The organism is Nocardia sp. bgisy134 (assembly GCF_057708325.1).
Genome location: NZ_JBYIRW010000018.1, coordinates 184719 through 193254 on the forward strand (window position 1 = coordinate 184719; position 8536 = coordinate 193254).

Annotated in this window: 9 protein-coding genes and 1 tRNA gene; 4 read left to right on the top strand and 6 right to left on the bottom strand. The window is 67.9% G+C overall.

Going from position 1 to position 8536, the window contains the following annotated elements; all coding sequences use genetic code 11:
• Positions 1-96 precede the first annotated feature (96 nt).
• The gene (locus tag AC3ERS_RS28230; protein WP_431971126.1) at positions 97-906 is read left to right on the top strand and encodes a nuclear transport factor 2 family protein; all 810 of its coding nucleotides are present in this window, start codon (positions 97-99) and stop codon (positions 904-906) included.
• On the opposite strand, the gene AC3ERS_RS28235 is transcribed toward AC3ERS_RS28230, so the two are convergent.
• Positions 901-1374, bottom strand: coding sequence for a DUF2231 domain-containing protein (locus AC3ERS_RS28235; protein ID WP_431971127.1), 474 nt, complete (start codon positions 1372-1374; stop codon positions 901-903). The genes AC3ERS_RS28230 and AC3ERS_RS28235 overlap by 6 nt on opposite strands.
• Before the next feature lie 263 nt (positions 1375-1637).
• Here AC3ERS_RS28235 and AC3ERS_RS28240 point away from each other — a divergent pair, with 263 nt between their 5' ends.
• A complete protein-coding gene (locus tag AC3ERS_RS28240; RefSeq protein WP_431971128.1) occupies positions 1638-2993 on the top strand; it encodes a lipase family protein in 1356 nt (451 codons plus the stop codon).
• A 10-nt stretch (positions 2994-3003) separates the two neighbouring features.
• Here AC3ERS_RS28240 and AC3ERS_RS28245 read toward each other — a convergent pair whose 3' ends face one another.
• From AC3ERS_RS28245 to lppU, 4 genes are all read right to left on the bottom strand, one after another.
• Entirely contained in the window at positions 3004-3810 is an 807-nt protein-coding gene (locus AC3ERS_RS28245) for a thioesterase II family protein (protein WP_431971129.1), read from the bottom strand.
• Positions 3811-3907: 97 nt separating this feature from the next.
• Positions 3908-4189, bottom strand: a complete 282-nt coding sequence (locus AC3ERS_RS28250; RefSeq protein ID WP_431971130.1) for an acyl carrier protein — start codon at positions 4187-4189, stop codon at positions 3908-3910.
• Between the two features lie 581 nt (positions 4190-4770).
• A complete protein-coding gene (locus AC3ERS_RS28255; protein ID WP_431971131.1) occupies positions 4771-5277 on the bottom strand; it encodes a YbhB/YbcL family Raf kinase inhibitor-like protein in 507 nt (168 codons plus the stop codon).
• 136 nt (positions 5278-5413) lie between these two features.
• Positions 5414-6073 (bottom strand): LppU family putative lipoprotein, encoded by a 660-nt coding sequence (gene lppU, locus AC3ERS_RS28260; protein ID WP_431971132.1) that lies wholly within the window; start codon positions 6071-6073, stop codon positions 5414-5416.
• A gap of 329 nt (positions 6074-6402) precedes the next feature.
• Between lppU and AC3ERS_RS28265 the strand changes: the two genes are divergently transcribed.
• Complete coding sequence (locus AC3ERS_RS28265; protein WP_431971133.1) at positions 6403-6975, top strand: DUF8020 domain-containing protein; 573 nt, start codon at positions 6403-6405, stop codon at positions 6973-6975.
• A 219-nt stretch (positions 6976-7194) separates the two neighbouring features.
• Here the strand turns inward: AC3ERS_RS28265 and AC3ERS_RS28270 are convergent.
• Positions 7195-7268: transfer RNA gene (locus AC3ERS_RS28270), tRNA-Met, on the bottom strand.
• Positions 7269-7863: 595 nt separating this feature from the next.
• Between AC3ERS_RS28270 and AC3ERS_RS28275 the strand changes: the two genes are divergently transcribed.
• A complete protein-coding gene (locus AC3ERS_RS28275; protein ID WP_431971134.1) occupies positions 7864-8367 on the top strand; it encodes a transglycosylase family protein in 504 nt (167 codons plus the stop codon).
• Positions 8368-8536: the final 169 nt, after the last annotated feature.

The window sequence follows — 8536 nt, forward strand, 5'->3', positions numbered from 1 at the left end:
ACGGGGCGCCGCGTGCGTCGAACGGTTCGGCGGCGCCGAAATTAGAACATGTTCTACCATGGATCCGAGCAGTGGCCACGACTATGGAGGACCCTCATGCCGCTGGACCCGACCGCCGAACATCTGCTGGCGGCCGTTCAGGCATCCCCGCGCGCCGTCGCGGCGCACGACAAGGCCGCCTGGGTGGACCTCTTCGCCGACGACGCCGCGGTGCACGACCCGGTCGGCTCGCGCGCGCACGCCGGCCGCGACGCGATCGCTCGGTTCTACGACACCTTCATCGGGCCGAACTCCATCGCGTTCCGCGTAGACCGCGACCTGGTCGCCGGGCAGACGGTGGTCAGGGATCTGCACATCGAGACGACCATGTCGACCGGCGCGACGGTCACCGTGCCGATGCACCTGCGCTACGACCTGGTCGACACCGGCGGCGGCTGGCGAATCGCTCGCCTCGCCGCGCACTGGGAGCTGGCGGTGATGATCGCGCGCCTGCTGCGCACGGGCGTGCCGGGTCTCCTCGCGGGCGCGAAGCTCGGTCCGCAACTGATCGCGAATCTCGGCGTCGGCGGCGCGGTGGGCATGCTGCGGGCGCTGCGGAGCGTGGGCGGGCCCGGCAAACGCGCCGCGCGCCAACTGTTCGACGCCGCGGCGGGGACCGATATCGGCCGCGTGCGCGCGCTGCTCGGCGAGCACGCGGTGGTGGAACTGCCCGCGGGCAACCCGATCTCGGTGGAGGAGTTCACCAATCGCGCGCGCACCATGCGGTGGGACAAGATGATCGCCGCTGGCCGCACCGTCAGCGCGAGCGTGCGGCTCGGCGAATCGCACGGCGTGGCCTTCGTGGAATTCGCGGCGAGCAGTCCGAGGATCGTCGGCGTGACGGTCTTTCTCGACGCGAATCTATAGGCCGCTCGCGGCCTGGACGCCCCAGACCGCCCGCGCACCCGAATCGCCGACCCGGTAGCACTGCACGCCAGCGGCGATGCCGACGACGAGCGCAAGGATCGCCAGCAGCGCCGCCGGTGCGCGGCCGACGGATCCACCGCGCAGTTCGACCACGTGCGCGGCGACCAGCAGCAACGCGACGACCAGCAAGGCCACCGCGAAATAGACCGTGACGCGCCCCAGGTCGATATGGGTCCGCAGCGCCTCGCTCGGAGCGGGGAATCGCTCGGCAAGCGTCTCCCCCGCGTCCGCGGTGATCGGCGTGAGCACCACGCCGACGACAGCGAGGGCCGCGACGAGCCAGATCAACCGCCGCCGCACCGCGGGCACGGCCGCCGCCAGCACGAGCAGCAACGCCGTCAGCGGCACGAGCACGACCACCCCGTGCACCAGAAGCACGTGCGCGGGCAATCCGTTGATGGTCGACATGAGGCGCTCTCCTCGGTGTGTGGCGGCGGCTCCCGATCAGTGTCACCCGTTCCCACGAATCGCGTGGGCCGATGGTTCACAGACCGGCGACGCCGCGCGCGGTGGGAAGAATTTCGGCCACACAGGTTGTCTCCCGCGCCAATTAACCTGCCGAGCTCCGCCGGTTACGTTGAGTGGGACCGCCGCGCCGGAATTCCCGGGTCGAATCCGCCGCACCGCGGCGCCCGAGCCGTGCGCCGCGCCGCGTGAAAGGACCAACACCGATGAGCGTGGGCACCACCTCGGATGCCGCCGGACCGGCCACCGCGTCGTCTGCGTACTCACCGTGGCCGCTGATCCCCGAACAGGATCCGTTCTACGCGCCGCCGCAGGACCTCGGCCGTCACGTCCCCGGCGCCGTGCTGCGCACCCGGCGGGTCGAACTCGCACTGTTCGGCATTGTCCCGCAGCGCATTTCGGCATGGCAACTGCTCTACCGGACGTGCGATCTGAACGGCGTGCCCGAGGTCGCGGTGACCACGGTGCTGCTGCCGTGGGGCGCCGATCCCACCGTGCCGCGCCCGCTGGTGTCGTTCCAATGCGCGATCGACGGCGTCTCCTCCCGCTGTTTCCCGTCCTATGCCCTGCGCCGCGGAGCGCGGGCTCTCGGCGCCATTCCGCAGCTCGAGTTGCCCGTCATCGGCGCCGCGCTGGCGCGCGGCTGGGCGGTGTCAGTGCCCGACCACGGGGGCATGTCGGGCCAGTTCGGCGTGGCGCGCGAACCGGGGTATCGGTCCCTCGACGGCATCCGGGCAGCGTTGAATTTCACCCCGCTCGGCCTCGGCGCGACCACGCCGGTCGGCCTGTGGGGCTATTCGGGCGGTGGGCTGGCCACCGCCTGGGCCGCGGAGCTGGCCGCCGAGTACGCGCCGGAGCTGGCGATCGTCGGCGCGGTGGCCGGTTCCCCGGTCGGCGACCTCGCGTCGGCATTCGTCCGGCTCAACGGCACCTTCCTGTCCGGTTTCGCCACCGTCTGCGTCGCGGCGCTGCGGCGGGCATACCCGGCGTTGGACCGGGTCCTGGTCGACGAGCTGCACCCCGACTTCCTCGGCCTGCTCGCCCAGGCCGAATCGCGCACCACCTTCGAGCTGATCCCGCGGTTCGCGGGCAAGAACATCGACAGGTACAGCCGCACGACCTTCGCCGAGCTGCTCGCCCGCCCCGAGATGCGCTACGTCCTCGACGACATCCGCCCCGGCGTGCAGGCGCCCACCATGCCGATGCTGGTGATTCAGGGCGTCAACGACGAGCTCATCGCCGTCGCCGACGTCGACGCGCACGTCGAGCGGTACGTAGCGGCCGGGGCCACGATCCGGTACCTGCGCGACCGGCTCAGCCTGCACCTGCCCCTGCTCTACATCGGCACCCCCTTCACCATGAACTGGCTGGCCGACCGCTTCGAACAGCGCGACACCGGGCCGACCGGCACCGACACCGTGTGGTCGCTCGCCTTCGGCAGGCGAGAAGTGGTGGGGCACTTGCGTTTCGCCCGGCTGTTCGGACGGATGCTTGCGGCGCTGCCCATCACGGCGCCCGCGCGGCCGACCGCTTCCGCGGCGCCCCGGCGAAGCGTGGCCTGACGGGACGCCACTACGCCGAGCGCGCGAAGGGCTGCCGCGCAGCGCGATTCGTACAAACGCGCTGACTCGTCGCGTAACGGCGCAGCAGCGGTCGCAGGTGATCGAGAAGTTCCCGCGGACGATCGAGCAGGGAAAAGTGATCGCCCGGCAGGATACGCACCTCGCTGGAGGCGGTGGTGTGCTCACGCCACGCGGTCAGCTCGAGTTCGTCGACCAGCGGATCGGCGTCGCCGCCGAAGACGTGGATCGGACACGGCAGCCGAGGCCGGCCGTCGCCTCGATGGTCGAGGCAGACGCGCAGGTCGTCCCGGATCACCGGCAGCACGCCGGACAGCAGCGACGGGAACTCCTGGATCGGCGAGGGCAGCCCGCCGAGGTCGATCAGCAAACGGATCAGCGCCGCGTCGTCGAGCGCTTCGACGGGAGGCAGCGGTGTCGGCAGGTGCGGGGCTGTACAGCCCGAAACCATCAGCGCCGCAGGCACTGTCGCGCCACGCTCGCGCCTGCGACTCGCCAGCCGGTAGGCGAGCAGCGCGCCCATGCTGTGCCCGAAGAACACATGCGGCACGGTGAGGTATTCGTCCAGCTGGGCATCCAGGTCCGCGATCAACGGCTCGATTTCCCGAAACCGCTCTTCTCCGTTGCGACGCTCGCGCCCCGGCAGCAACACCGGCCACACCGACGTGTGCGGGCCCAGTACGCGCTGCCAGTCGCGGTACAGCCACGAACCGCCGCCCGCGTGGTGAAAGCAGAACAGCCGCAACGGCGCCGACTCCGATACAGCGCGGTCCGCGGACCGCTCGACATACCCGGTCACCGGTTCACCCGTCCGCCCGCAGAAGCACGAGCTCCTCTGACGCTCGGCTCCAGCATGCGCGAGGCGCGCCGGCACACGATTCGCTCACCACGTTCACTCATGCGGCCCACTCGGACCGGTCGGCGACCTGGTCGGTGATGTAGACGGCGAGGTCGAGGATCGTCGGGTGGTCGAACACGATCGTCGGATCCACGTCGAGGTCCCACTCGAACTCGATCTCGCCGCAGAGGTTCACCGCGGACACGGAATCGATGCCCAGCTCGGCGAGCGGGAGGGTGGGGTCGATATCGCGCGGGGAGCGGCCGAGGTAATCGGCGACCCGAGCGGTCATCCAGTCGACGACGAGGGCGCCGTGCTGGGCGAGCACGAGTGTTCTCATCTTGCGGTATCTCCTGAGTCCTTCGGTTGCTGGTTCGGGTCGGCCAGACGGTGGCGAGCGCGCAGGCGCCGGACGGACGGTTCGACCTCCTTCCTGGTGTCGCCATACGCGCGGACCTGACCGCGAACATGTGCGACGAAGTTGGAATGCATCCGGTGAACTCCTGGCGGGCGCGATTCGTTTATGGGGGGTGAGAGGGAGGTCCGGCTGTCCGGGTACCAGCCTCGATAGCTATCGTCGTCCCGCAATCTCTCCGCAAATAGGCACCAAAGGTGTGGAAAGAGCTCACCCCCGGGGTCGCGCCGGCTCCAAGGGTGTGCATCGCGCGCAATCCCATTGCCTGTCCGATATTGCGTTCATTGCGAAAACACCTGCGCCTACCGCTGATTCGAGCGGTAGGCGCAGGTGGTCGTGTGATTGGTCCGCGAGCTGAATCCGTGGCGATGCCGCACCGGTGAGGATTAGGCCGCTACAAGAGTAAAATGATAGTGGTCCAGAATTCGACGCACACCCCGCGACACGATCAGCGATCGAATCCACGCCGCCGAGTTTCCGACGCCTCAACCGAACGGGTTCGCCCGTTACTCGTTCTCGGTGACGAAGAAATTCGCGGCGATGGGCTCGAGTGCGTGTGAATGCGCGAATCGGAGTGGATCGAACCGGGGACGGTCGAGTTGCGGCAGGACGAATTCACGCGACTGCCGATACACCGCGAGCACATACCGATGCGGTCCTGAACCCTTGGGCGGGGTCGGACCGGCGTAAGGCACGATTTCGGCGCCGGCGGCGATATCGAGTCCCGGAATATCTCCCACCGCCCAATGCAGCCAGCACAGTCCATGCGACGTCGCTCTCGATGGCGCGTCGACATCGAACATCAGGACCGTATACATATCGGAACCGTCTTCTCGCAGCGGCCATTCCAGATCGGGCGCGCTCGCCGTCTGCGCGACCGACAGCCGCGCACCCGGCGACACCCGCACGTTGCCGTACTTCACCGATGCTTCGTCGCCCGCGAAGGCGTCCATTCGATCCGGAACGAATCGCTCGCGCTGCAACGCGGTCAGGAAAGCGTCATTGGCGTTCACGTCGTGGATTATGACGCGGTCGCGCCTCTCGGTCCGGCAGGACGCGCCGCCCGTCATCCGCCGGACCTGCACAGATGGCGACCGGGGCCTGCCCCGTCCCGCAGGCGAGTCGCAATGCGGACGACGCCTGCCGAACTCAGAGCTCGGCGACGCAGACAACGAAGCGGCGCTGATTGTAAACGAATCCGTAATTGCCCGAGGCACATTGATTGACATCGGTGATGCCATGTTTGACCTCGAGAACGCGCACGCCCTTCGCCGCACCGCCCGCGCCACAATCGATGTGCTTCGGATTTCCGTGGCCGAGTTCCATGCAACCGCCGACCACCCAGTCGATGTCCATGCACAACGAGCCCTGTTGCTCTCCGCGCACACTTTCGCCATAGGCATGGTCGGCGTCGGCAGGACATTTGCCGTCGGCGGCCACTTTGTCGAAAACCTTGTAGCTGGAACCGCCTCCGCCACAGGCGGTTTTCTCGATCGCGTTCGCGCCGCCGTCGCCGACGAGCACGCAGTCACCGACGTTCATCTGAATCGCGGTCGGCGCCTTGCTCGCCTGGCTGAGCATGCCCTCGACGATGGGCTCCGAGGCGGCAGGATCGGGCTGAGCCGAGGTCATCGGCGTCGCCGATGTGGTTGTCGTCCGGCTGGTCTCGACGACGGTCGGGCTCGCGCTGCCCGTGGGCTCCGGGCCGTCCATGGAAAACGCGACCATGATGGTCAGGAACGTACACAGCGCGAACACCAGCATGAATGCGGCCAGGGCGAAACCGGCACGGACACGTTGGCGCGACATATCTCGCCCTCCACAGCTGTCACGCTTCGAATCTCGCCCTGACGAGATCTGAAGTCTGAAACTTTCACTCTGAAAACTCAGGGAATCCTTACATGCCCCCGAGTGCGGTGTCGAATCGACGCCCGCCGAACCCAATTCGGTCGCTCGACTAGGTCACGAATAGGCAACGATCCCCGGGTTCACCTGCCGATTATGTTTATGGGCAAACGTTTTCGGGCACTGGTCCGCCCGTGCGCTATACAGTCACGCGCCATCCGGCCGCAGGAGCCGGAGACCTCGTCAGAAGGAAATCCAGCATGAAGTTCGGCACGCTTGCCACGACGACCCTCATGGTCGCCGCCGCGGTGGGAATCGCCGCGGGTACCGTGAACGCCAATCCGCCCGAGAAGCAGGAAATTTCGGCGTCCGGCGTCGATCAGGGAGTCGGCTACCGCGCCGTCCTGTCCGATTCCTCCCGCGTCGTCACGACCACCGTCGAGGGCGGCCGGTTCGAGCTCGCCGACAATGGCGCCAAGGTATTGCTGAAGTCCGATCGCGGCGCGGTCGTCACCGACGTGCCGCTGACATACGAGCTGTCGGGGCAACGCCTGTCGGTGGCGAACGAGATCAGTGCCGACGGTCGAAAGCTCACGCTCACGCCGACGGCGGACGCGAAAGCCATCGGCGAGCTGCAGCAGGTCGACTCCATGGCGCGCCTCACGTCGGAGCTCAACAAGAACGTGGTCGGTGTGGTTGCCGGCGGGTTGTTGGGCGGTCTGATCGGAGCCGTGCTCGGCCTCGGCTTCTTCAGCATCATCACCGGTCCCATCGGCGCGGCCGTCGGAGCGATCGCGGGCGGGGCCATCATGGGCGGCCAACCGTTCATGGACGCGATGAACGCGGCCATCAGCGGCCAGCCCTGATCGTTACCCGGAGATCGTCGGCGGTCGGACGCTCCGCGCGCGTCTGGCCGTCGACCTCACCCACCGGCCGCCGCCCTTCGGCTCGGCCACTGATCGAACGCAACCGTTTCCGCGTGGTGTGATGCGGCGATCCCCGCCGAACGTCACACAAGATCCACGAAGCCGAAAATGACTCGAGGCCGGAGAGATTTGGAAATCTCTCCGGCCTCGAGCCGTTTGTAGCGGGGACAGGATTTGAACCTGCGACCTCTGGGTTATGAGCCCAGCGAGCTACCGAGCTGCTCCACCCCGCGTCGGTGAACACCAGATTACACACGTCTACACGGAGAAGGCAAATCACTTACCCGGAGGACTATTCGGCCAGGTCAGCGGCTTGCACTGGCCCGAGACACACGACGCGGGCGGACAATCTCCGCGGCACAGCGTTGTCGCCGCCGGTCGCGAGTGCGAGCACCGGTGCCGGGGACGAACCGGAGGCGCGAGACCCAAGCGGGGACGCGCCCACTTCGAGCGGGAAGACGGGGGTCATTTTCGATGACCAACCGTCCAGTTCTGCGTTCAAACGTGACGGCCATCACTATTTCGGAGTGATCTCGCCCACATAACGGTGCTATAACGGACCGTCCAGACTGCATACTCGAGGTGTTGACGACCAGTGTAAATGCCGATTTTCAGTTATTCGTTTCATGCAATTGCCGAAGTTATCAAGATGTGATCTGACCGAGATTCTTCGTTACGGTCGGTCCACGGCCCGGATCAACCGTGATGGGCACGAACTCGAACCGCCGAACACCGGCGACCCTGTCCCGCGGTTCGAGATCCCCGACCTCCTGGGGACAGGGACGCGATGCCTTCGTCGAGTCGGTGGGCGCAGGGAGGGAAACCACCATGTCTGAGAACCGGAAGTTCAGCACCCGCGCCCTCGGCCTCGCCGCCGTCACCGGTGCCCTTGTTGCCGTCCCGTTCGCACTCTCCACCGCCACCGCCGAGGCCGCGCCGACGCACAACTGGGACGGTGTGGCCCAGTGCGAGAGCGGTGGCAACTGGGGGATCAACACCGGTAACGGCTACTACGGCGGTCTGCAGTTCTCGCAGAGCACCTGGGCCGCCAACGGCGGTGCCGGCTACGCCCACAACGCCAGCAAGGACGAGCAGATCCGGGTCGCCGAGAACGTGCTCGCCACCCAGGGCGTCGGCGCCTGGCCGACGTGCGGACAGTACCTGCAGTCGGGCCAGTCGGCTCCGGAGCCGCAGCCCGAGCCCGTCGCCCCCGCGCTTCCCTCCCCCGCGCCCGAGCAGAGCCAGGACGTCGTCGAGCAGGTCAACGAGCTGGCCAAGCAGTACGGCCTGGAGGGCCAGTTCCAGCAGCTGCTGCAGCAGCTGCCGCGCTGATCGACTCGCTGGGCAACTGACGCCGAAACCCCGTCACCGCACAGCACACAGAAGCGGGGGGGGGGGGGGGGGGGGGGGGGGGGGGGGGGGGGGGGGGGGGGGGGAGGGGGGGGGGGGGGGGGGTGGGGGGGGGGGGGGGGGGGGGGGGGGGGGGGGGGGGGGGGGGGGG